Raw genomic sequence first — 21,981 nt, 5'->3', positions numbered from 1 at the left:
TTGGGTGCCGGGCTCAAAGAGCGGCGCGCTCCCAAAGCGCCTCGATCTGGCCCTCGGCGTGCAGCGCGAGGAAAGCGTCCACCACGTCGGCGTCGAACTGCGACCCCCGGCCCAGCCTCAGCTGTTCCGCCGCGTCCTCGGGAGTGCGCGGGGTGGCGTACGGGCGGTCCGACACCATCGTCGCCCAGGCGTCGCAGACCGAGATCACCCGTGCCTCCAAGCGGATCGCGTTTCCCGCCAGGCCGCGTGGATATCCCGCGCCGTCGACGCGTTCGTGGTGCTGGCGGACGATCGCGGCGATCTCGTCCAGCCCGGGGACCGCGTTGATCAGCCGGAACCCGTGGTCGGGGTGCTGGCGCAGGAGCCCCCACTCCGCCTCGGTCAGCGCCGACGGCTTGGCCAGCACCTCCGGTGGGATGAGGATCTTGCCGATGTCGTGCAGGCGTCCCGCCAGTTCGGCGTTGGCCGCTGTCGTCCGGTCGCAGCCCAGCCGTTCGCAGACCAGCCGCGCCCAGCGGCCCACCGGGCGGCCGTGCGGGCAGGTCGACAGCAGGCCGTCGACCTGGTCCGCGGTGGACCGCAGGTAGGCCAGCGCCGCCGCGTGGTCGGTGCCGGGATCGCCGACCGTCACGCGGTCGCGGCCCTGGGCCTTCGCCGCGTACAGGGCTCGATCCGCTTCGGCGATCAGCTCTTCGGTGGTCCGCCCGGCGCACGCCGCGCCCACCGACACCGTCACCGGGAGCCGGTCCTCGTCCGACACCCGGACCGGCGCTCCCGCGACCGCGGCGCGCAACCGTTCGGCGATCGCGGGCACCGCCTCCGGTTCCACGTCGAACGCCAGCAGTGCGAACTCCTCGCCGCCGTAGCGCGCCAGCACGTCCCCGTCGCGCGCCGCTCCGCGCAGGCGGGTCGCGACCTCGACCAGCACGCCGTCACCGGCCGGGTGACCGTAGCGGTCGTTGATCGCCTTGAAGCGGTCGATGTCGATGACGAACACCGCGGGCGGGCGGGTGCAGCGGGCCAGCGCCCGGCACAGCGAGGCTTCGAAGTAGCGGCGGGTGCGCAGGCCGGTCAGCACGTCGGTGACCGCCAGCCTGCGCTGCTGGGACACCATCACGGCCAGGCGGGTGATCGTCAGCAGGAACAGCACCGCGCACGCCGCCGCGATCACCGGGACGTCGTGCGAAGCGCCGCGGAAGTGCTGCACCAGGAGCACCCCCGGCGCCACCAGAGCGGCGGCGGCCAGCGCCACGACCCGCGACGACGCGAGGTGCATGTCCCGGTGCGGTGCCGGTTCACCGAGCGCGGCCATCGTGGGGTGCAGGCCGGCGGCGCCCAGGGCGATGTTGCCCGACAGCCACACCGCGTCGAGGAAGGTCCCCGGCCCGTAGACGCCGCCGATCTGCTGGACCACGTAGAACGTGTCGGCGGTGACGAAGGCCGCGAGGTTGAACGCCAGCAGGAAGAACGCCGTCGGCCGCCGCCCGGAGCTGAGGATCAGCCGCAGCGCCACCGCGAACAGCACCAGGTCGAGCACCGGGTAGGCCAGCGACGCCACGCTGACCCGCTGCGGCGCCCCGGCCTGCACGTACGGCTCGATCAGGTACAGCCACGACAGCATCGCCGCGACCACCGCGAGCAGCGCCGCGTCCAGCAGGTTCGGCAGGTCCCGCCGGGGCGACCGGCGCCCGATCAGCAGCGCGAGCCCGGTGACGACCACCGGGTAGTGGCAGATGTAGAGCACGTCGGCCACGAACGGGAACGTGGTGATGCCGAAGACGAGGTGCGCGGTGTAGAAGCTCGCGTCGGCCAGCGCGAAGATGAGCTGGCTGATCCCGATGAACAGCCACGGCCACGGCGGCACCGGCCGGTGCGCGCGCATGCCGAGCACGATCGCCGGGACCGCGGACGCGCTGATCGCGAAGTACACGACAACCCGGGCGGGACCCCAGCCGCCGCCGGTCGGCAGCGCGTAGTAGACCAGCGTCAGCGCCGACCCGAACATCACGTAGAACAACCACGTCCGGTCGCCGACGGCAGGGCGTGACGGTGCAGTCATCGCGGCCTTTCGTCCTGGAGGGCGATGCCGGAAGAACAGCGTAGCGGGAACCAGGTTCCCGCATTCTGGGTTCCGGCGATCACCCGGGGCCCGGACGCGGCGGGCGGGCCGCCCGCCCGCTGAACTGTCCTTCAAGGACAGAAACGGGGCAGGTCAGAGCCCCAGCCGCGCGATGTCGACGCTGTCGGCCAGCGCCTGCGCACCGGCGTCGCCGAGGTGCAGGTGGTCGCCGCTGTCGAACTCGGCCGCCAGGTGGTCGGGCCGGTCGGGGTCCTGCACCGCCGCGGCGAAGTCGGCCACCGCGTCGAACAGCTTGCTGTCCCGGAGCCAGTCGTTGACCCGGTGCCGGATGACCCGGCCCTCCGGGGTGTCGACGCCCTTGTGGGCCACGCCCGCGAACGGCCCGATGGTGCCCGCGGTGACCGTCAGCCCGGCGTCGTGCGCCCGGTGCGCCAGCGCGGTGAACCCGGCGATCAGGTCCGCCTCGGTGGGCAGCGGGCGGTCCTTCTCGAAGCTGCGGGGCAGGGCCAGGTCGTTGATCCCGAAGTGCAGCAGCACGTGGCGGACGCCGGGCACCGCCAGCACGTCGTGCTCGAAGCGGGCCAGCGCGTGCTCGCCGATCCCGTCGCGCAGCAGGCGGTTGCCCGCGATCCCCTGGTTGACCACCCAGCCGCGGTCGAGCCGCTGGTTCAGCAGGTTCGGCATGCGCCGGTTGGCGCCGGGGGTGCTGCCGACCCCGCCGAACCACGAGTCCCCGAACGCCACCGCGACCGCGGTGCCCTCCGGCGCGAGTACGTCCACGCCGGTGACCAGGGGCCGAACGTCGATCTCCGCAGCATCGGCGAGCGCCTCGTCCGAGGTGCGGTCGCCCGGGACGACGTAACCGGTCTCGACCGGCCGGGGCGAGTAGGTGGTGGGCCCGGTGTCCTCGGGCAGGTGCAGGCTCAGCGCCAGGTCGTCGCCCGCGCGCACCGCCAGCTCGACCGGATCGCTGACGATGTCCGCACCGGCGGGGATCGTGATCGCGGCCTCGCCCTCGAACCGCACCGGGGTGTCGGTGCCGGTGTCGATCCCGCTGCCCGCGGTGCGCAGCGCGACCCGGGCGGTGGCGACGGTGAGCGGGGCGCGGCCGTAGCGGTTGCTCAGCCGCACCCGCAGCGCCGCCCCACCGCCGTCGAGGTGCAGGACCTGGCGCACCGTGCGGTCGGCGAAACCCAGCGCCGGGTTGAGCGAAATGGCCTCGTGCGGGCTGATGACCGCGGAGCGGAATCCCGCGACCCAGGTAGTCGTCATGGTCTGATCAACATCACCACCCGGGGGGTTTGTTCCCCGGGCTGGGCGGCTTCACCGGCGCCGCGGTCCTGCGCGGATTGCCGAATCAGGACACCGTCGAGTAGTGCGAAGCGTCGCCGGTGCGGGTCGTGCTGCGCACGCCGTCGATGCTCACCGGCACGTCTCCGGCCAGTGTGACCCGGTGCAGTCGCCGCGGCAGGTCGTCGTAGTCGGCGACGGCGTAGTGCTGGGTGGCGCGGTTGTCCCAGATGGCCAGGTCGCCGTCCTGCCAGGACCAGCGGACCGTGTTCTCCAGCTGCGTGACGCGGTTCTGCAGCAGCTGGAACACCGCCTGCGACTCGGTGCTGGTGAGCCCGACGAGCCGCTTGACGAAGTGGCCGAGCAGCAGCGCCCGCTCGCCGGTCTCCGGGTGCACCCGCACCACCGGGTGCTCGGTCTCGTAGACGTCGGAGACGAACTCCTCGCGGTACTGCTGGAACTTGACGTCCACACCGCCGATGCGGGCCTCGTCCACGTTGGCCGCGTAGTCGTAGGCGTTGGTGTGCACCGCCCACAGCGAGTCGACCAGCGCCTTCAGCGAGGCGGGCAGCTTCTCGTACGCCGACACCGTGCTGGCCCACGTCGTGGTCCCGCCGTACTCGGGCAGCTGCACCGCGCGCAGCACGCTGATCGCCGGGACGCGGTCGACGAAAGTGACGTCGGTGTGCCAGCTGTTGGCCTTGGAGTAGTCGGAGTCGATCGGCAGGATGTTGGCGTTGTCCTTGTTGCGGACCGTCGGGTGGGCCAGCGTCAGGTCGCCGAGCAGCTGCGCGAAGGCGAGCTGGCCCGCGTCGTCGAGGTGCTGCTGGTCCCGGAAGAAGATCACCTTGTGGGTCAGCAGCGCGGACCGGATCCGCGCGACCGTCTCGGCGTCGAGGTCGCCGCTCAGGCGCACGCCGTCGACGCGGGCGCCGATGTTCGCGCCGAGCTTGACGACCCGGACTTCGGTCCCGGCGTTGCGTTCGAGCTGTGCGGTCATCTGGATTCCTTCCGGCACAAGGGAAACGGGGGAGACAGCCGAAACGTAGGAATGCGACGGCCGGTGTCGCAAGGACGGCCGCCGGAATGAAAATAAGTCGGCGCCGGTGTCCCGCATCGCGGGCGGCTTTGACATCGCCGTGGTGGCAACGGATTCTGCTTGGCATGCGACAGCTCACCGGATGCCAGTGGAACGGACGCCGCGCGACCGGCGCGCGCCGCTCCCGCCCGCTGGGCTGTTGTCTCCGCTGATCCGCGGCATGACGCCGACTTTGTTTCCCAGGTAGCCGAAACCCGGTTTCCCTTGCCCGCACGGGCGATTCTGCATTGACGAGGCGGAGCGTGACCACCACCCTTTCCCCGGCCGGACGGCCGAAACCGCGCAGCGTCCGCGAGTCCAACGCGGCGGCGGTGCTCGACGCCGTCCGGCAGGCCGGACCGCTGTCGCGGGCGGCCATCGCCCGCCGCAGCGCGCTGAGCATGCCCACGGTGAGCCGCCAGGTCAGCGCCCTGACCGAACTCGGGCTGCTGTGCGAGATGCCGGAGCTGACCTACTACGGCGCGATCGGCCGCCCCCGCGTCCCGGTCGACATCGACGACCGCACGATCGCGGCGCTGGGCGTGCACATCGGGGTCACCACGACCACCTGCGGGCTGGCCGACCTGCGCGGCAGGCTGCTGGTCAGCGAGCGGATCCCGACTCCCCGGGCCGGTCCGGAGGACGCGCTGGCCACCCTGGCGGGCCGGGTGCGGGCGCTGCTGCGGCGCCGACCGGAGCGCACGGTCGTCGGCCTCGGCCTGGCGACCGGCGGCCGGGTCGACACCGCCAACGGCGTCATCGACCACGAGCGGCTCGGCTGGCACGACGTTCCCGCCCGCGCGCTGCTGGAACGCGCCACCGGGCTGCCCGTGCACCTCGACGGGCACGTGCAGGCGATGGCCGCGGCCGAGCTGCTGTTCGGCCTCGGGCAGCAGCCCGCAAGCCTGCTGTACTTCTACGCCCGGCAGGTGGTCGGCGTCGCCTTCGCCGTCGGGGGACGGCTGCACCGCGGCCCCACCGGCGCGGGCGACATCGCCCACCTGCCCGTCGGGGGCGACGCCCGCTGCGAGTGCGGCCGGACCGGCTGCCTGGAGGCGACCGTCTCGGAGGAGGCGCTGCTGCGCCGGGCGATGCGGCACGGTGTGATCGACGAGCCCGACATCCGGTTGCTGCGTGCCGCCGACGAAGCCGGTGATCCGGAGGCCGCCCGCCTGCTCGGTGAACGTGCCCGCGCGCTGGGGCGCGCGGTGGGCGTGTTGCGCGACGCGCTCGATCCGGACCTGGTAGTGCTCGGCGGGCAGGCCATCACCGATTTCCCGGACCACATCGACGAACTCGTGCACAGCTTCGCGGCCACCAGCGCGCTGCCCGACGCGGGCGTGGCCGCCACCACCCGGTTCGGCCCCGACGTGCAGGCCGTCGCCGCCTGCACCGGCGTGCTGCGCCACGTCTACGACCACCCGTTCGCCCTGCTGGGCGCCGGAAGGAAGACCCCATGAACTCCCACCCCCTGAGCCGGCGGCGGCTGCTGCACGGCATCGGGCTCGGTGCTGCCGCGCTGGCAGCCGCGGGCTGCGAGTCCGCGGTCGGGCTGCAGGAGCGCGCGGCGAACGCGGTGGCGATCCCCAGGCCGGGCGGAACCGCGAAGCTGGGCCTGACCCTCGACCTGATCCCGAAGAACCTGTTCACCAACACCGGCCCCGCGATCACCGCCCTGATCGGACTGGTCTACGACACCCTGGTCCGCTACCCGGCACGCGGTCTGGAGCCGCGGCCCGCGCTGGCGACCGAGTGGTGGCCCGCACCGGACGGCCTCGGGCTGACGCTGAAGCTGCGCGAGGACGTCCGGTTCCACACCGGACGGACGTTCACCTCCGCCGACGTGGAGTTCTCGCTGCGCACCTACGCCGATCCGAAGTGGAACGGCCAGCTGCGCAGCACCGCCGCGGCGATCACCGGCATCGACACCTCCCGGCCGCACGAGGTGGCGCTGCGCTTCGCCCACCCGCTGTCGAACGTCTTCGACCTGCTCGACACCGTGCCGATCATCGACTCCGAGACCGCCGCGGGCATCGGCACCGGCGAGCGGTTCGTCGGCACCGGTCCCTTCCGGTTCGTCTCCTGGCGGCCCAACACCGACCTGCGGTTCGAGCGCAACCCCGACTACTTCGTCCCGGAGCGGCCGTACCTGGACGAGGTCCAGGCGCGGATCATCCCGGAGAAGTCGTCCCTGCTGTCGGCGCTCAAGGCCGGGCAGGTGCACTTCGCCGACGCGCTGAGCCACCGGGACGTCGAGTCCGCCGAGAAGTACGGCGCGATCACCCCGATCACGCTGGAGGGCGCCGAGCTCCAGATCTACACCGGTGCCAACGTGACCGCTCCGCCGCTGGACGATCTCCGGATCCGGCAGGCGATCGCCCACGCGCTGGACCGGGACCGGATCATCGCCGAGGTCTTCCGCGGTACCGGGTTCGCGAGTTCCCTGCCGTGGCCCGAGGACAGCCCCGCCCACGACCCGGTGCGCGCCGCGCGCTACGTCCGCGACCTGCCCCGCGCGCGGTCGCTGGTCGGCCAGCACGGCGGCCCGCTGCCGGTGATCCCGCTGACCTACGTCGGCAACGACACCTCGCAGTCGGCGGTCGCGCAGATCGTGCAGAGCGACCTGGCCGCGGCCGGCATCCGGGTCGAACTCGACCCGCTGGAGAACTCCCGGTTCACCAAGCAGCTGATCGGCGGCGAGTTCCGGGGTCTGTGGGTGGCCAACCACTCCTGGGCGCAGTTCTCCCCGTCGACGCTGACCGTCAGCGCCTACCCGTTCAACGCCCGCAAGAACGCGTCGCACTTCTCCTCGCCCGGCTACACCGGTGCCGCGACCGCGGCGTGGCAGCTGCCCTCGGCCACCGGCGAGCGGGCCGGCGCGGCCTACGCGGCGCTGTCGGACCAGCTGCTCGACAGCCTGTTCCTGATCGAGATCGGCGTGTACTGGCACCGCTGGGCGCACACCAGCGCGTTGCGCGGGATCGGCTACCGCCGCCGCCGGGAGCTCGACCTGACCGATGCCTTCCTGGCGTGAGGTGACTCCGATGCTGACCTACGTGCTGCGGCGCGTGCCATCGGCACTGCTGGTGCTGCTGCTCGCGTCGATGCTGATCTTCCTGCTGCTGCGCCTGATCCCGGGCGATCCGGCCGCAACGCTGGCCGGGCCGGACGCCTCGCCGGAGGCGGTCGCGGCGATCCGCGGCGAGCTCGGGCTGGACCGGCCGGTCCCGGAGCAGTACCTGGACTGGCTGGGCGCGCTGCTGACCGGGGACCTCGGCCGCTCCTACCTGATCGGCGGCCGGGTCGGCGACCTGCTCGCCGACGGCGCGGCCAACACCCTGGTGCTGGCGTCCGCCTCGCTGGTGCTCGCGGTGGCGCTGGCGGCGGTGCTCGGCCCGCTGTGGGCGGCCGGCCGCAACCGGTGGCTGGACCGGGCGCTCACCGGGTTCACCACCGCCGCGGTCGCGTTGCCGCCCTACGTCACCGGCGTCCTGCTGGTGCTGCTGTTCGGGGTCGCCGCCCGGCTGCTGCCGACCGGGGGAGTGCCGCCCGGCGGGCTGGCCGACCGGCCCGACATCACCGTGCAGTACCTGCTGATGCCCGCGGTCTGCCTCGCGCTGCCGGTGGCCGCGGTGCTGACCAGGTTCTTCGGTGAATCCCTGCGCACCGAGCTGGGCCGGGACCACGTCACCACGGCCACCGCGGCGGGCATCCCGCGCCACCGGATCGTCCTGCGGCACGCCGTGCGCAACGCGGTGCCCGCGTCGGTCACCGTCCTGGGCCTCCAGGTCGGCAACCTGCTGGGCGGGGCGGTGCTGGTGGAGGCGGTGTTCTCCTGGCCGGGCCTCGGAATGCTCGTCCAGCAGGGGATCGACCGCCGCGACTACCCGGTGGTGCAGGTGCTCCTGCTGCTGTCGGTGGCCGTGTTCGTGCTGGTGCAGCTGTGCACCGACCTCGTCCACGCCGGGCTCGACCCCCGCGTCCGACTCGGGAGCCGATCTTGACCGACTTCATCGCACAACGCCAGGCCACGACCGCCCGCGGGTCCGGCCTGCTCCGGGGCCGCGGACTCGCGGGACTGACCATCGTGGGGCTGGTGTTCGCCGCCGGACTGGCGGCGCCGCTGCTGACCCGCTACGCACCGGGGGAGCAGTTGCAGGGCGCGAACCTGCTCGCCGCCTCGTCCGCGCACTGGTTCGGCACCGACGAGCTCAACCGCGACGTGTTCTCCCGGGTCCTGCACGGAATCCGGGTGGACCTGCTGATCAGCGTCGTCGCCGTACCGTTCGGCGCGGTTGCCGGGGGAGTGGTCGGTGTGCTGTCCACTGTGCACAGAACGTTCGACGTGGTGCTGCAGCGCGCGATCGACGTGCTGCTGGCCTTCCCGAACCTGATCCTGGCCATCGGCCTGACCGCCGTGCTGGGGCCGGGGCTGACCACCATTGGCATCGTCGTCGTCGCGGTGGAGATCCCGGTCTTCGCCCGGCTGCTGCGCACCGAGGTCCTGCGGGTGCGCGAGTCCCAGTTCGTCGAGGCGGCGGAGGTGATCGGCGCCGGGCGGGCCCGGATCCTGCGCGCGCACGTGCTGCCCAACTCCCTCGAACCGCTGATCGTGCAGTTCGCGCTGTCGATGTCGGTGGCGGTGTTCCTGGAGGGCGCGATGAGCTTCCTCGGGCTGGGCGTGCGGCCTCCGGAACCGTCGTTGGGCAGCATCCTCAACACCTCGCTGAACTACCTCGACGCCAACCCGATGTTCGCGGTGGGCCCGCTGGTCGTGATCGCCCTGCTGGTCCTGGGATTCCAGCTGATCGCCCAGCAGGCCGGTGCCGCGAGGAGGAGCAGATGACCGCAAGCGCCAGGGGATACGAGAACTTCGGCGGCCGGATCGGGCGCACCTTCGCCGAGTCGCGCCCCGCGTGGCCCGCCGAGCGCAGGGCGCCGGAGGGAGCACCCAACATCGTGGTGGTGCTCGTCGACGACCTCGGCTACAGCGACACCGGCCCGTACGGGTCCGAAGTGGACACACCGAACCTGGACCGGTTGGCGGCCAACGGGGTCCAGCTCACCAACTACCACACGACCCCGCTGTGCTCGCCGTCGCGGGCGGCGCTGCTGACCGGGCTGAACCCGCACCGCGCCGGGTTCGCGGTCCCGGCCAACTCCGATCCGGGGTACCCGGCGTACTCGTTCGAACTGCCCGCCGACGCACCGACCCTGGCGGAGTCGTTGCGGGACAACGGGTACGCCACCTTCGCGGTCGGCAAGTGGCACCTGACCAGGGACGCGCTCAGCCACGACGCCGCGGACCGGGCGTCCTGGCCGGTGCAGCGGGGGTTCGACCGGTACTTCGGCAGCCTGGAGGGGCTGACCAACCTGCACCACCCGCACCGGCTGGTCTGGGACAACAGCCCCTACGAGGTCCCCGACACCGCGGACGGGTTCTTCCTCACCGACGAGATCACCGACCGCGCCGTCGGCATGATCGACGCGCTCCGGGCCAACGACCAGGACAAGCCGTTCTTCCTCTACTTCGCCCACCACGCGGTGCACGGCCCGCTGGCGGCCAAGGACCAGGACCTCGCGAAGTACCGCGGCCGGTACGGGATCGGCTGGGACGCGGTGCGCGAGCAGCGGTTCGAGCGGCAGCTGGCGGCCGGGCTGTTCCCGCCGGGGACGCAGCTCCCGCCGCGCAACAGCGAGCCCGGCAGGAGCGTGCCGCCGTGGGACGAGATCGACGCGGAGCAGCAGGAGCTGTTCGCGCGTCACATGGAGGTCTACGCCGCCGCGGTCGACAGCGTCGACCAGAGCCTCGGGCGGCTGCTCGACGCACTGGAGCGCCACGGAGAACTCGACAACACGATCATCGTGTTCACCTCCGACAACGGTGCCACCGCCGAAGGCGGCGAGGAGGGGACCCGCAGCTACTTCAGCCAGTTCGCGCACGTGCCCGGACTTCCGGACGACTGGGAGCGAGACGTGCCGAGGGATCCCGATCTGCTCGGAGGTCCGCAGACCACTGTGCACTATCCGCGCGGCTGGGCGCAGGCGTCGAACACGCCGTTCCGCCTCTACAAGTTCGACACGTTCGCCGGTGGGGTCCGGACCCCGTTCATCGTGCACTGGCCCGCTGGGCTGGACGCGAACGGGCTGCGCCACCAGTACGTCTACGTCACCGACGTCGCCCCGACCCTGCTGGACCTTGCGGGCCTGCCGCGTTCCCAGCAGCGGCAGGGAATTCCGGCCGCCGCTGTGGACGGCGTGAGCGCGGCGGCGGTGCTGCGCGATCCGGACGCGGCGAGCGAGCACACCAGCCAGTACACCGAGACCGGAGGCAACCGCGGCTACTACGCCGACGGCTGGAAGATCGTCACCAGGCACGTTCCGGGTGCTCCCTTCTCCGATGCGGAGTGGGAGTTGTACGACCTGGTCACCGATCCCACCGAGACGCGCAACGTCGCGACCGAACATCCGGACCGGCTGGCCGAACTCGCCGCCGAATGGGAGCGGGCGGCCTGGCACAACGCCGTCTTCCCGCTCAACGACCACAGCCCCGCCGCGCAGTTGCGCCGACCGCAGGAATCGCGGATGCAGCAGCCGGTCACGCTCTACCCGGGGACGCCGACGCTGGAGCGCTACCGGTCGGCCCGGCTCGTGCAGTTCCGCGATTTCACCGTCACCGCAAGCATTCGGCACGACCCGGGCGATCGCGGGGTCCTGTTCGCACACGGTGACCAGGGCGGCGGTTACGTCGTGTACGTCGAGGAAGGGCACGCGCACCTGGTTTACAACGCCTACGGCCGGGTCCACCGGGCCGCGCCGGTTCCGCTGGAGCACGGCGAAGCCGAGCCGGAGCTGGTGGTGCGCGCGCTGGAGGACTTCCGCTGGCAGTTGCGGCTGAAGGCCGGTGGGGCAGCGGAGCTCGGGCCGGTCCCGCAGCTGCTCGGGATGGCGCCGTTCACGGGGATCAGCATCGGCGCGGACAAGGGCGGCCCGGTCGACTGGGAGCTGCACCGGCGCGAGCGCTCGTTCCCCTACACCGGAACCCTCCGGCACGTCCGGTACGTGCCCGGTGAGCAGGCCGACTACGACCCCCAGCAGGTAGCCCGGTTGTGGGCGGAAGCGGAGCGCGTCCATGACTAGCGAACAGGTGCTGGAGATCAACGGGCTCACGGTCCGGTTCGGCGACCGCGCGGTGGTCGACGAGGTGAGCTTCGACCTCGCGGCCAAGGAGATCGTCGCCGTGGTGGGCGAGTCCGGCTCCGGCAAGTCGGTGACCGCCCGGGCGGCGCTGGGACTGCTGCCGCCTTCGGCGTCGGTCTCGGGCAGCATCCGCCTCGGCGGCCGGGAGCTGGTCGGAACGCGGCAGTGGAAGGGGATTCGCGGCAACCGGATCGCCATGGTCTTCCAGGAGCCCTCGACCGCCCTGAACCCGGTGCTCACGATCGGCGCGCAGCTGGCCGAAGCACTGCGCGCACACCGGTCGTTGACCCGCTCGGAGCTCAGGGCGAAGGCGGTGGAACTGCTGGAACTGGTGGGGATTCCCGAGCCGCGGCGGCGTGTCCGGCATTTCCCGCACCAGCTCTCCGGCGGCCAGAAGCAGCGCGTGGTGATCGCCCTGGCGCTGGCCAACGATCCGGAGGTGATCATCGCCGACGAGCCGACCACCGCCCTCGACGTCACGGTGCAGGCCGAGATCCTGGCGCTGCTGCGGGAGCTCCGCGACCGGCGGGGCGTGTCGGTCCTGCTGATCACGCACAACCTGGGTGTCGTGGCCGACCTCGCGGACCGGGTGGTCGTGCTGCGCCGGGGCGAGGTCGTCGAACGGGCGCCGGTGCGGGAGCTGTTCGCCGGCCCCGCTCACGCCTACACCCGCGAACTGCTGGCGGCGGTCCCGCGCCTGGGGCACGAGCCCGCGCGGGCGAGCGAGGACGGTGATCCCGCGCTGGAGTTGGACGATGTAGTGGTCGACTACGGCGGCTTCCGCGCGGTTGACGGCGTGAGCCTGCGGGTGCGGCGCGGTGAGGTGCTGGGGCTGGTTGGCGAGTCGGGCTCGGGCAAGTCGACCCTGGGGCGGGTCGCGGCCGGACTGCTGCGCCCGACCAGGGGTTCGGTCTCGCTCCTGGGCGCCGACCCCGCCGCGCTGCCGGCACGTCGGCGGCGCCATCAGCGCGCGAAGCTGGGTTTCGTCTTCCAGGATCCGGCCGCGTCCCTCGACCCGCGCTTCACCGTCGGCGACTGCGTCGGCGAACCGCTGCGCGTGCACCGGGCCGCGCCCGGCTCGCGCTACCGGAGCCGGATCGCCGAACTGCTCGACCAGGTGCGCCTGCCCGCTGACGCGGCCGGCCGGTACCCGCGCGAGCTCTCGGGCGGCCAGCGCCAGCGCGTCGGCCTGGCCCGCGCGCTCGCGCTGGGGCCGGAACTGCTCATCGCCGACGAACCGACCAGTGCCCTGGACGTCTCGGTGCAGGCCGCGGTGCTGGAACTGCTCCGGCAGTTGCAGGCGGATCTGGGATTCGCGTGCCTGTTCATCAGCCACGACCTCGCGGTCGTCGACAGCCTGGCGCACCGGGTGGCGGTGCTGCACCGGGGACGGGTGGTCGAGCAGGGACCGCACGACGAGGTCCTGCACCGGCCGTCGGCGGAGTACACCCGGCGCCTGGTCGGCTCGGTCCCGGTGCCGGACCCGCTCGTGCAGCGGTCATGAACGCCGCGCGACCGCCCGCCCGGCGAGTCCCACGGCGAACACGGCGAGCCCGGCCACGACGGACTGCCACGGCAGCGTGGCGGCCAGCAGCAGGCAGCCGGCGAGCCCAAGCACCGGAACCCAGCGGGGCAGGGCGCGCAGCGTGAGCGCGGAAGCGTTGGCGATGGCGTAGTAGACGAGCACGCCGAACGAGGAAAACCCGATCGCACCGCGCAGATCCACGGTCAGCACCAGCCCGCACACCACGACGGCCAGCACGATCTCGGCGTGGTGGGGAACCCGGTGGCGCGGGTGCACGGCCGCCAGCCAGCCTGGCAGGTCGCTGTTGCGGGCCATCGCCAGAGCGGTCCGGCCGATTCCGGTCAGCAGGGCCAGCAACGCGCCGAGCCCGGCGACGACCGCGCCGACCCGCGCGGCGGGCGCGAGCCATGCGAGTCCGCCCGCCTGCGCGGCGTCGGCCAGCGGAGCGGGTGAGGCCGCGAGCGCGGCGGGTCCGAGGGAGGCCAGCAGGCCGACGCCGACGAGCGCGTAGACGGCGAAGGCGATGCCGAGCGCGATCGGGATCGCGCGGGGGATGGTCCGCTCCGGATCGCGGACCTCCTCACCGAGCGTGGCGATCCGCGCGTACCCGGCGAAGGCGAAGAACAGCAGCCCCGCCGCCTGCAACACCCCCAGCGGCCCGCCGCTGGTCCAGCCGGGCGCCGGGCCCGCTGCGCCGCCGTAGACGGCCACCAGCGTCAGCCCCAGCGCGACCAGCGTGACGACCAGCAGGACCCGGGCCAGCCGGGCGGTCCTGGTCACCCCGAAGTAGTTGACTGCGGCGAACGACAGCACGGCGAGGACGGCCAGCGGCCGAGCCCACGCGGGGCTGACGTAGGAGGCCACGGTCAACGCCATCGCGGCACATGACGCGGTCTTGCCGATCACGAAGCCCCACCCGGCGGTGAATCCCCACCAGTCCCCGAGACGTTCCCGGCCGTAGACGTAGGTTCCGCCCGAGGTCGGGTAGCGCGCGGCGAGCGCGGCGGAACTGCTGGCGTTGCAGTAGGCGACGACCCCGGCGATGACCAGCCCGGCCAGCAGGCCGCTGCCCGCGGCAGCCGCAGCGGGTGCGAAGGCGGAGAAGACCCCGGCGCCGATCATCGAGCCGAGCCCGATGACCACCGCGTCCGCCGTTCCCAGCCGCCGTACCAGTCGGTTCACCGGAAACCCCCGGGGTCGTCGCCGTGTCGGAGGAAGCCTATGCGGTGCCGGAGCGGCCCGGGAGCCTCACCCCGGAACGTGCCCGTGTCACCCGCAAGGAGTAGAACGGACCCTGGACCAGCGCGGAGGGGAGGCCCGCCATTCGCATCGACCGGCCCGCGACCAGGGCGGCCCTGGTGGTCAACGTCCACTCCCGGACGGGCGGCAGGGCGTTCGCCTACGCCGCCGACCGGCTGCGCGACCTCGGCGTCCCGCTGGACGCCACGCACGCGCTGCGCGACCCCGCGCGGCTCCCGGAGACGGTGCAGGCCGTGATCGACGCCGGTCACGACCTGGTCGTCCTGGGCGGCGGCGACGGCAGCGTCAGCTCCGTGGTGGACGTGCTCGCCCACCGGGAGGTCCCGCTGGGCCTGCTCCCGCTGGGCACGGCGAACGACTTCGCCCGAACCCTGCACATCCCGACCGATCTCGACGCCGCATGCCGGACCGTCGCGATGGGTCACATCGTCGACATCGACCTCGGGCTCAGCGGCGGCAACTACTACGTCAACCGAGCCTCGGCCGGACTCGGCGCGCTGGTCGCGCAAGCCATGTCGCCGACGCTCAAGCGCCGCGTCGGCGCGCTGGCGTACCCGATCGCCACGGTCAGGGCGTTCAGGCGGCACCGCCCGTTCCGAGCGCGGCTGACCTTCCCGGACGGCGACCACGAGACCCGCGAGTACGCCAGCCTGCTCCAGGTGTCGGTCGCCAACGGCCGGTACTTCGGCGGCGGGCAGGTCGCCGCGCCGGACTCCGGGATCGACGACAGCACGCTCGACGTGTCGGTCATCCGGCAGGGCGGCCTGCGCGAACTGGTCGAGGTCGCCCGCAACCTGCGCAACGGCGGTGGCGGGGAGCACTTCCGCACCCGCTGCGTGGAGCTGGAAACCGAGCCGGACATGCAGATCAACATCGACGGCGAGGTGGTCGCGGACACCCCGCAGCGGTTCTCGGTGGCGCGCAACGCATTGCACGTCGTCGTCCCGCACACCTGGGTCGACGGTCGCTGATCGCACGTGGATCGGGCGGTCGGCCGTCATGAACCACGCGGGCACAGTGCTGATCGCGGAATCCGTCGCCCCTTCGCAGGACGTCATCGCGCATACTGGCCGACCATGACCACATTCGTACTTGTGCACGGGGCCTGGCACGGCGCGTGGTGCTGGGAGCGGCTGGTGCCGCTTCTCGAAGCGCGTGGGCATGCGGCTGTCGCCGTCGACCTGCCGTCCTCCGACCCCGGTGCCGGTCTGGCGGAGTACGCCGCGGCCGTGGAGACCGTAGTGCCCGACGACGGCGACGCGGTGCTGGTCGGGCACTCGGTGGCGGGGCTGGTGCTCCCGCAGGTCCGGATTCCGTTGCGCCGGTTGGTCTTCCTGTGCGCGATGGCGGCGGCGCCGGGCGATTCGATGCGCGAGCTCACCGCGCGCGAGCCGGTGTTCTCCCCGGGCTGGCCGGAGCTGTCCGCGCGGCTGATCACTCCCGGTGACGGTTCCTCGGCCTGGCCGCCGGACCCCGCGACCGAGGCGTTCTACCACGACTGCCCGCGGGAGGTCGCGGACGCGGCGGTGGCTCGGTTGCGCCCGCAGTTCTGGCGCTTCCAGAAGGAACCGGTGGCCGCGCTGCCTGAGGGCGTTCCGGTGACCTCAGTGCTGTGCCGGGAGGACCGCGTGATCAACCCGGCATGGTCGCGCGAGACCGCTCCGGAACGGCTCGGTGTCGAGGCCGTGCAGCTCGACGGCGGGCACTCGCCGCAGCTGTCCCGGCCGGAGGAACTCGCCGATCTGCTGGATTCGGTGTCCTGACGGGGAAATCTCAGCTGTGCGTGAAGCGCAGGACCGACAGCATGCCGTGCTCGATCAGCCCGTCCCCGTGCTCGCCGTCGGCGACGCAGGAGGCCAGGCGCTGCCGCAGGGAGTCCGCGTCGATCCCGGTGCCGATCACCACCAGCCGGGTCCGGCGCTGCTCGCCCGCCTCCCAGCGGGACCGCTGGAAGCGCAGGTAGTTGCCCACCGTGTGCAGGGAGAACTTCTGCCGGTGCCCGGGAAGTCCGAAGTGGACGAACCCCTTGATCCGGTACACCCCGGCGGGCCGCTCGTCCAGGAAGGCCATGAGCGCGCGGGGATCCATCGGCTCGTCCGAGGTGAACTCGACCGTCTCGTACGCCGAATGCGGGTGGCAGTCCCCGGAATCCGCGTGGTCGTGGTCGTGCTCGGCGAGCAGCTCGTCGAAGGACAGCTGCCGGGCGACGTCGTCGCGGCGCGGCCGCTCCGGGCGCTCGAACAGCAGCTCCGGGTCGACCCGGCCGTGCGCGGTGGACAGCACCGGCGTGCCCTTGCCCAGCCCGGCGACCAGCTCGCGGATCCGGGCGTGCGCGGTGTCGTCGATGCGGTCGGTCTTGTTCAGCACCACCAGGTCGGCGAACCAGAGGTGCTGGTCGAGCTCGGGGTGCCGGACCCGGGTCGTCTCGAACTCCGCCGCGTCGACCACCTCGACCAGCCCGCCGTAGCCGATCCGCTTGTTCTGGCAGGCCAGCACCAGCCGGATCATCACCCGCGGATCGGCCAGCCCGCTGGACTCGACCACGATGACGTCCAGATCCGCACCCGGGCGGGCCAGCCTGGACAGCAGGTCGTCCATCCCGCGCGCGTCGACCGCGCAGCACAGGCAGCCGTTGCCCAGCGAGACCATCGAGTCGACCTGCCCGGCCACGGACATGGCGTCGATGTTGATGCTGCCGAAGTCGTTGACCACCACGCCGATGCGCGCGCCCGCGTTGTTGGTGAGCAGGTGGTTGAGCAACGTGGTCTTGCCCGATCCCAGGAAGCCCGCGACGATGATCACCGGGATCCGCCCGTCCACTGCCTGGCCTCGCCTCCGCCGCTCGCCGAACACCGGCCGCCGAGCATATCCAACGGCCGTCAGCACTCGGCGGCGCGGCCGAGCAGGATCGCGCGCTCCCGTTCGTTGCCAGTCAGCTCCGCGGCCCGCTCGAACTCCGCCCGGGCCTCGTCGAAGCGCTCCAGCCTGACCAGCAGGTCACCCCGCACGCTCGGCAGCAGGTGGTAGCGGCGCAACGCCGGTTCGGCCCCGAGCGCGTCGACCAGTTCCAGCCCGGCGGCCGGTCCGGAGGCCATCGAGACCGCGACCGCGCGGTTGAGCTCGACCACCGGTGACGGCGACACCGCGGCGAGGATGCCGTACAGCTCCGCGATGCGCGCCCAGTCCGTCTCCTCCGGGGTCGTCGCCCGCGCGTGGCAGGCCGCGATCGACGCCTGGATCCCGTAGGGCCCGAGCACTCCCAGCGCTTCGGCGCGCTCCAGCGCGGCCAGGCCGCGGCGGATCAGCAGCTGGTCCCAGCGGGCGCGGTCCTGGTCCATCAGCAGGACCGGCTCACCGGCGGGGCCGGTCCGGGCGCGCGAACGGGACGCCTGGATCTCCATCAGGGCGACCAGCCCGTGCACCTCGGGCTCGGCGGGCATCAGCTCGGCCAGCACCCGGCCCAGCCGCAGCGCCTCCTCGCACAGCGCCGGGCGCATCAGGTCGTCCCCGGCGGTGGCCGAGTAGCCCTCGTTGAACACCAGGTAGATCACTTCGAGCACCGACGACAGCCGTTCCGGCCGTTCCGGTCCCTCGGGCACCTCGAACGGCACCCCGGCATCGGCCAGCGCGCGCTTGGCGCGCACGATCCGCTGCGCGATCGTGGACTCCCGGACGAGGAAGGCCCGGGCGATCTCCTTGGTCGTGAGACCGCCGAGGACGCGCAGCGCGAGCGCGACCCGCGCGTCGGACGACAGCACCGGATGGCAGGCGGTGAACACCAGCCGCAGCAGGTCGTCACCGATGTCGTCGGGCTCGGACGGTTCCTCGGCGCCCGCCCGGTCGGCGTCCAGGCCGTGCGCGAGCTCAGCCAGCTTGCGGTCCAGCCGCTGCCTGCGGCGCAGCAGGTCGATCGCGCGGTGCTTGCCGGTGGCCATCAGCCAGGCGCCCGGATTGCGCGGGACGCCCGACTCCGGCCACCGCTCCAGCGCCGCGACCAGGGCGTCCTGCGCAATCTCCTCGGCGAGGCCGACGTCGCCGACGATCCGGGCCAGACCGGCGATCAGCCGCGCCGACTCCATCCGCCAGACGGCCTCGACGGTGCGGTGCGGGTCGGAAGCTGCCACGGTCGTTCATCGAACAGCCTCCGGCCCGCACCGGCAAGCTACTGGGCGGACCGGTTGGCCAGCTCCTCGCGCAGCCGGTCCTCGCGGGCCGCGGCCTCGGGCGGCAGGATCTCGTCGGTCTCGTAGACCCGGCGGATCTCGATCTGGGCCTCCTTGCCCTCGCCCATCGGGCTCGGGCAGCGCCGGGCCCACTCCACGGCCTCCTCCTTGGAGGAGACCTCGATCAGCCAGTACCCGGCGATGAGCTCCTTGGTCTCGGCGAAGGGCCCGTCGACCACCGTGCGCTCGCCGCCCCGGAAGTACACCCGCGCGCCCTCGGAGCTGGGGTGCAGCCCGTCCCCGGCGAGCATCACGCCTGCCCGCACCATCTCCTCGTTGTACTTGCCCATCGCCTCGATGAGCTCCTGCTCCGGCATCACACCGGCCTCGGAGTCGGCGTCGGCCTTGACCATCATCATGAATCGCATCGCGTGTTCCTCCCGGCCTCGGCCCGGCTCTTCCGGGCCTTTCATCAGTGCGTCGAACGGCGCCGCGCGGTTTCGACAGGGTGCCGGAACTTTATTCGGGCAGGGCGGTGTCGAGGTCGGTGCGCCGGGTCGCGGCGATCACGCGGGTGAGCACGGAGTTGAGCTGCTCCAGCTCGGAGAGCTCCATGCCCAGCCGCTCGACGATCCGGTGCGGGATCTTCTCGGCCTCGGCCCGCAGCTCGCGCCCCTGCTCGGTGAGGTCGACGGCGAGCAGCCGCTCGTCGGCGTTGCTGCGCCCGCGGGTCAGGTAGCCGACCGACTCCAGCCGCTTGAGCAGCGGTGACAGCGTCGCGGGTTCGGCGTGCAGGACCGCCGAGAGGTCCTTGACCGAGCGCGGCGTGCGCTCCCACAGCGCGAGCATCACCAGGTACTGGGGGTGGGTGAGCCGCATCGGCTCCAGCAGCGGGCGGTAGAGCGCGATGACGTTGCGCGACGCGACCGACAGCGCGAAGCAGACCTGGCGTTCCAGCGCCAGCGGGTCCTCGCCCAGGTCGGCCGGAGTCGTGGGGCGGCTCATGGGGCTCCGTTCCAATTGATTAGTGTGCTAATTGTTAGTGTAGCCAGCAGGCGCGGCGAAGGAGGTCGGTATGGGCGCGGTTCGGCCGAACCCGGTGCTTTGGGTCTGGTATGCGTTCGGCGGGCGGCTGCCGGAGCGCCACCGGGACTGGGTGCTGCACGACGTCACCTGCCGCACCTGGGTGCCGCGGCACCTGATCCGGTCGCTGGTGCAGCTCACCCCGGGACTGCTGTTCCTGCTGGTGCCGGGGCCGATGTGGATCAAGGCGATGGCGCTGCTCGGCGGTGTCCTGCTCGCGCTGTGGTACTCGGCGGCCTACATGGAGCACACCTCCGAACACCGGCTGGTCAAGCACGGCTTCCCGCTCGGGACCGGCAGGGCCACCCGGGAGGAGGCCAGGGCGGCCGAGCGCGCCGAGAGCGCGGCCCGCTACGCCGCGCTCTACCGCGGCCACGAGCAGGAGTGACGTGCGCGGACCGGCGCCGCGGCCGATGATGGACCGGCCCGGTCGAGATGGGACGAGCGCAGATGGGCCGGACCACGCTGTTCCTGTGCGGTGACGTGATGCCGGGGCGGGGCGTCGACCAGATCCTGCCGCACCCCGGCGATCCCCGGCTGCGCGAGGTCCAGGTCCGCGACGCGCGCGGCTACGTCCGCGGCGCGGAGGCGGTCAACGGGCGCATCGGCACCCCGGTCGGGTTCGGCTGGCCGTGGGGCAGCGCGCTGAGCGTGCTCGACCGCGTCCGGCCGGACGTCCGGGTGATCAACCTGGAGTCGGCCATCACCCGCGGCGGCGAGTTCGCGCCGGGCAAGGGCGTGCACTACCGGATGAGCCCGGAGAACGCGCCGTTCCTGTCGGCCGGGCGGCCGGACGTCTGCGTGCTGTCCAACAACCACGTCCTCGACTTCGGCAGGCGGGGGCTCACCGACACCCTCGACGCCCTGTCGGCGGCCGGGCTGCGCTGGGCGGGCGCGGGGCGCGACGACGCCGAGGCCGGGCGGCCCGCGGTCGTGCCCGCGGGCGACCGGCGGGTGCTGGTGTTCGCCTGCGGCGTGGCGTCCAGCGGGATACCGGCCCGATGGGCGGCGAAGCCGCACCGCCCGGGGGTGAACTTCCTCCCGGGGCCGTCGGAGGTCACGGCCGACGCCCTGGTCGGTGCGATGGGGCCGTGGGTGCGGCGAGGGGATGTCGTGGTCGTGTCCGTCCACTGGGGAGGGAACTGGGGGTACGAGGTCTCCGAGGACGAGATCGAGTTCGCGCACCGGCTGATCGACGGTGGCGTGCACGTCGTGCACGGCCACTCGTCGCACCACCCGCGTCCGGTCGAGCTGTACCGGGGTGGCCTGATCCTCTACGGCTGCGGCGACTTCATCGACGACTACGAGGGAATTCCGGGCTACGAGGCATATCGCGACGATCTGCGGGTGCTCTACTTCGCCGACGTCCGCGACGGGTTCGTGGACGAACTGCGCATGGTGGTCATGCAGGCGCGCAGAATGCGCTTGCACCACGCGGAAAGTGACGACGTGGAGTGGCTGCGGTCGATGCTCTCGCGCGTGAGCGAGCCCTTCGGAACCAGCGTGCACTCCGGCCCGGAGGACACGCTCGTGGTGAAAGCGGGGCCACCATGAGCAGAACGCCTGAAGACCTCGCCCGGGACGTCCGCGCGGTCGGAGTCGAGGACGAGCGCGTGCTGGAAGCGATCCGCGCGACGCCGCGAGCCGAGTTCGTGCCGGCCGAGGCGACCGGGCTCGCCTATGACGACGTGCCGATCCCGGTCGCGCACGGCCAGGTGACCACCCAGCCGTCGCTGTCGGCGGTGATGATCGGTGCCCTGGAGCTCGACGGGACCGAGCACGTGCTCGAAGTCGGCACCGGGCTGGGGTTCCAGACCGCGCTGCTGGCGCGGCTGGCCGCCGACGTGGTCAGCGTCGAGCGGCAGCCCGACCTGCTCGACCAGGCGCGCCGCAACCTGGAGCGGGCCGGGTTCACCGAGGTCGACCTGCGGGTCGGCGACGGCAGCTGCGGGGTGCCGGACCGGGCGCCCTACGACGCGGTGCTGGTGTCGGCGGCGTTCCCCGCGGTGCCGGTCCCGCTGACCGCGCAGCTGCGGATCGGCGGCCGGCTGGTGCAGCCGATCGGGCCGGGCGGGCAGGACGAGGTGGTGCTCTTCGAGCGGCGGCCCGAGGGGTTGCGGCGCAGCAGGATGCTCACCTTCGCGAGCTTCGTCCGGCTGCACGGCCGGTACGGCTACCCGTGATCGGTCCACACTCGTGATCGGCCCATGTCCATGGTCGGTCCATATCCGTGATCGGTCCATGTCCATCGTCGGTCCACATCCGTGGTCGGTCCTATTTGGAGAGATCTCCGCGCCAGCGG

The 21,981-nt window shown here is 72.5% G+C and carries 19 protein-coding genes; 11 read left to right on the top strand and 8 right to left on the bottom strand.

The features are described from left to right. Window positions 1-13 precede the first annotated feature (13 nt). The 3 genes from ABD691_RS16755 to ABD691_RS16745 all read right to left on the bottom strand — a co-directional run bounded on the left by ABD691_RS16755 (window position 14) and on the right by ABD691_RS16745 (window position 4,370). Window positions 14-2,059 carry a diguanylate cyclase gene (locus ABD691_RS16755; RefSeq protein ID WP_344680688.1) on the bottom strand — a complete coding sequence of 682 codons (2,046 nt, stop codon included), beginning with the start codon at window positions 2,057-2,059 and terminating at the stop codon, window positions 14-16. A gap of 153 nt (window positions 2,060-2,212) precedes the next feature. Further along, window positions 2,213-3,352 (bottom strand): GDSL-type esterase/lipase family protein, encoded by a 1,140-nt coding sequence (locus ABD691_RS16750; protein ID WP_344680687.1) that lies wholly within the window; start codon window positions 3,350-3,352, stop codon window positions 2,213-2,215. A gap of 85 nt (window positions 3,353-3,437) precedes the next feature. Beyond that, window positions 3,438-4,370, bottom strand: a complete 933-nt coding sequence (locus tag ABD691_RS16745; RefSeq protein WP_344680685.1) for a TauD/TfdA dioxygenase family protein — start codon at window positions 4,368-4,370, stop codon at window positions 3,438-3,440. A 341-nt stretch (window positions 4,371-4,711) separates the two neighbouring features. Here ABD691_RS16745 and ABD691_RS16740 point away from each other — a divergent pair, with 341 nt between their 5' ends. Genes ABD691_RS16740 through ABD691_RS16715 form a run of 6 tightly spaced genes read left to right on the top strand, consistent with a single transcriptional unit; the run spans window position 4,712 to window position 13,152 of the window. Then, window positions 4,712-5,908, top strand: coding sequence for an ROK family transcriptional regulator (locus tag ABD691_RS16740; protein ID WP_344680683.1), 1,197 nt, complete (start codon window positions 4,712-4,714; stop codon window positions 5,906-5,908). Beyond that, window positions 5,905-7,482 carry an ABC transporter substrate-binding protein gene (locus ABD691_RS16735; protein WP_344680681.1) on the top strand — a complete coding sequence of 526 codons (1,578 nt, stop codon included), beginning with the start codon at window positions 5,905-5,907 and terminating at the stop codon, window positions 7,480-7,482. The genes ABD691_RS16740 and ABD691_RS16735 overlap by 4 nt, the downstream gene beginning before the upstream one ends. Before the next feature lie 10 nt (window positions 7,483-7,492). Then, on the top strand, window positions 7,493-8,452 hold the full coding sequence (locus ABD691_RS16730) for an ABC transporter permease (RefSeq protein ID WP_344680679.1): 960 nt from the start codon (window positions 7,493-7,495) through the stop codon (window positions 8,450-8,452). Continuing rightward, window positions 8,449-9,294, top strand: coding sequence for an ABC transporter permease (locus tag ABD691_RS16725; RefSeq protein ID WP_344680677.1), 846 nt, complete (start codon window positions 8,449-8,451; stop codon window positions 9,292-9,294). Before ABD691_RS16730 ends, ABD691_RS16725 begins: the two co-directional genes overlap by 4 nt. After that, window positions 9,291-11,588, top strand: coding sequence for a sulfatase-like hydrolase/transferase (locus tag ABD691_RS16720; RefSeq protein ID WP_344680675.1), 2,298 nt, complete (start codon window positions 9,291-9,293; stop codon window positions 11,586-11,588). Before ABD691_RS16725 ends, ABD691_RS16720 begins: the two co-directional genes overlap by 4 nt. Further along, window positions 11,581-13,152, top strand: a complete 1,572-nt coding sequence (locus ABD691_RS16715) for an ABC transporter ATP-binding protein (RefSeq protein WP_344680673.1) — start codon at window positions 11,581-11,583, stop codon at window positions 13,150-13,152. The genes ABD691_RS16720 and ABD691_RS16715 overlap by 8 nt, the downstream gene beginning before the upstream one ends. Here ABD691_RS16715 and ABD691_RS16710 read toward each other — a convergent pair. Beyond that, a complete protein-coding gene (locus ABD691_RS16710; protein WP_344680671.1) occupies window positions 13,147-14,355 on the bottom strand; it encodes an APC family permease in 1,209 nt (402 codons plus the stop codon). The genes ABD691_RS16715 and ABD691_RS16710 overlap by 6 nt on opposite strands. Before the next feature lie 176 nt (window positions 14,356-14,531). Between ABD691_RS16710 and ABD691_RS16705 the strand changes: the two genes are divergently transcribed. Continuing rightward, the gene (locus ABD691_RS16705) at window positions 14,532-15,404 is read left to right on the top strand and encodes a diacylglycerol/lipid kinase family protein (protein ID WP_344680669.1); all 873 of its coding nucleotides are present in this window, start codon (window positions 14,532-14,534) and stop codon (window positions 15,402-15,404) included. 105 nt (window positions 15,405-15,509) lie between these two features. Beyond that, window positions 15,510-16,196, top strand: coding sequence for an alpha/beta fold hydrolase (locus ABD691_RS16700; RefSeq protein WP_344680667.1), 687 nt, complete (start codon window positions 15,510-15,512; stop codon window positions 16,194-16,196). Window positions 16,197-16,206: 10 nt separating this feature from the next. Here the strand turns inward: ABD691_RS16700 and ABD691_RS16695 are convergent, their stop codons facing one another. From ABD691_RS16695 to ABD691_RS16680, 4 genes are all read right to left on the bottom strand, one after another. Beyond that, window positions 16,207-17,253 carry a CobW family GTP-binding protein gene (locus ABD691_RS16695; RefSeq protein ID WP_344680665.1) on the bottom strand — a complete coding sequence of 349 codons (1,047 nt, stop codon included), beginning with the start codon at window positions 17,251-17,253 and terminating at the stop codon, window positions 16,207-16,209. Between the two features lie 59 nt (window positions 17,254-17,312). Then, on the bottom strand, window positions 17,313-18,557 hold the full coding sequence (locus ABD691_RS16690; RefSeq protein ID WP_425565092.1) for an RNA polymerase sigma factor: 1,245 nt from the start codon (window positions 18,555-18,557) through the stop codon (window positions 17,313-17,315). A gap of 38 nt (window positions 18,558-18,595) precedes the next feature. Then, window positions 18,596-19,024 (bottom strand): YciI family protein, encoded by a 429-nt coding sequence (locus ABD691_RS16685; RefSeq protein WP_344680663.1) that lies wholly within the window; start codon window positions 19,022-19,024, stop codon window positions 18,596-18,598. A 91-nt stretch (window positions 19,025-19,115) separates the two neighbouring features. After that, complete coding sequence (locus tag ABD691_RS16680) at window positions 19,116-19,601, bottom strand: MarR family winged helix-turn-helix transcriptional regulator (protein WP_344680661.1); 486 nt, start codon at window positions 19,599-19,601, stop codon at window positions 19,116-19,118. A 70-nt stretch (window positions 19,602-19,671) separates the two neighbouring features. Here ABD691_RS16680 and ABD691_RS16675 point away from each other — a divergent pair, with 70 nt between their 5' ends. From ABD691_RS16675 to ABD691_RS16665, 3 genes are all read left to right on the top strand, one after another. Continuing rightward, window positions 19,672-20,067: a DUF5313 family protein gene (locus tag ABD691_RS16675; protein WP_344680659.1), complete on the top strand. Its 396-nt coding sequence runs from the start codon at window positions 19,672-19,674 to the stop codon at window positions 20,065-20,067. Window positions 20,068-20,129: 62 nt separating this feature from the next. After that, window positions 20,130-21,233, top strand: coding sequence for a CapA family protein (locus tag ABD691_RS16670; RefSeq protein WP_344680657.1), 1,104 nt, complete (start codon window positions 20,130-20,132; stop codon window positions 21,231-21,233). Then, entirely contained in the window at window positions 21,230-21,862 is a 633-nt protein-coding gene (locus tag ABD691_RS16665; RefSeq protein ID WP_344680655.1) for a protein-L-isoaspartate(D-aspartate) O-methyltransferase, read from the top strand. The genes ABD691_RS16670 and ABD691_RS16665 overlap by 4 nt, the downstream gene beginning before the upstream one ends. Window positions 21,863-21,981 lie beyond the last annotated feature (119 nt).

The organism is Saccharopolyspora taberi (assembly GCF_039534165.1).
Classification (GTDB): domain Bacteria; phylum Actinomycetota; class Actinomycetes; order Mycobacteriales; family Pseudonocardiaceae; genus Saccharopolyspora_D; species Saccharopolyspora_D taberi.
Note: the sequence above shows the minus strand (reverse complement) of the source record. Positions and strands in the feature narration are given on the sequence as shown.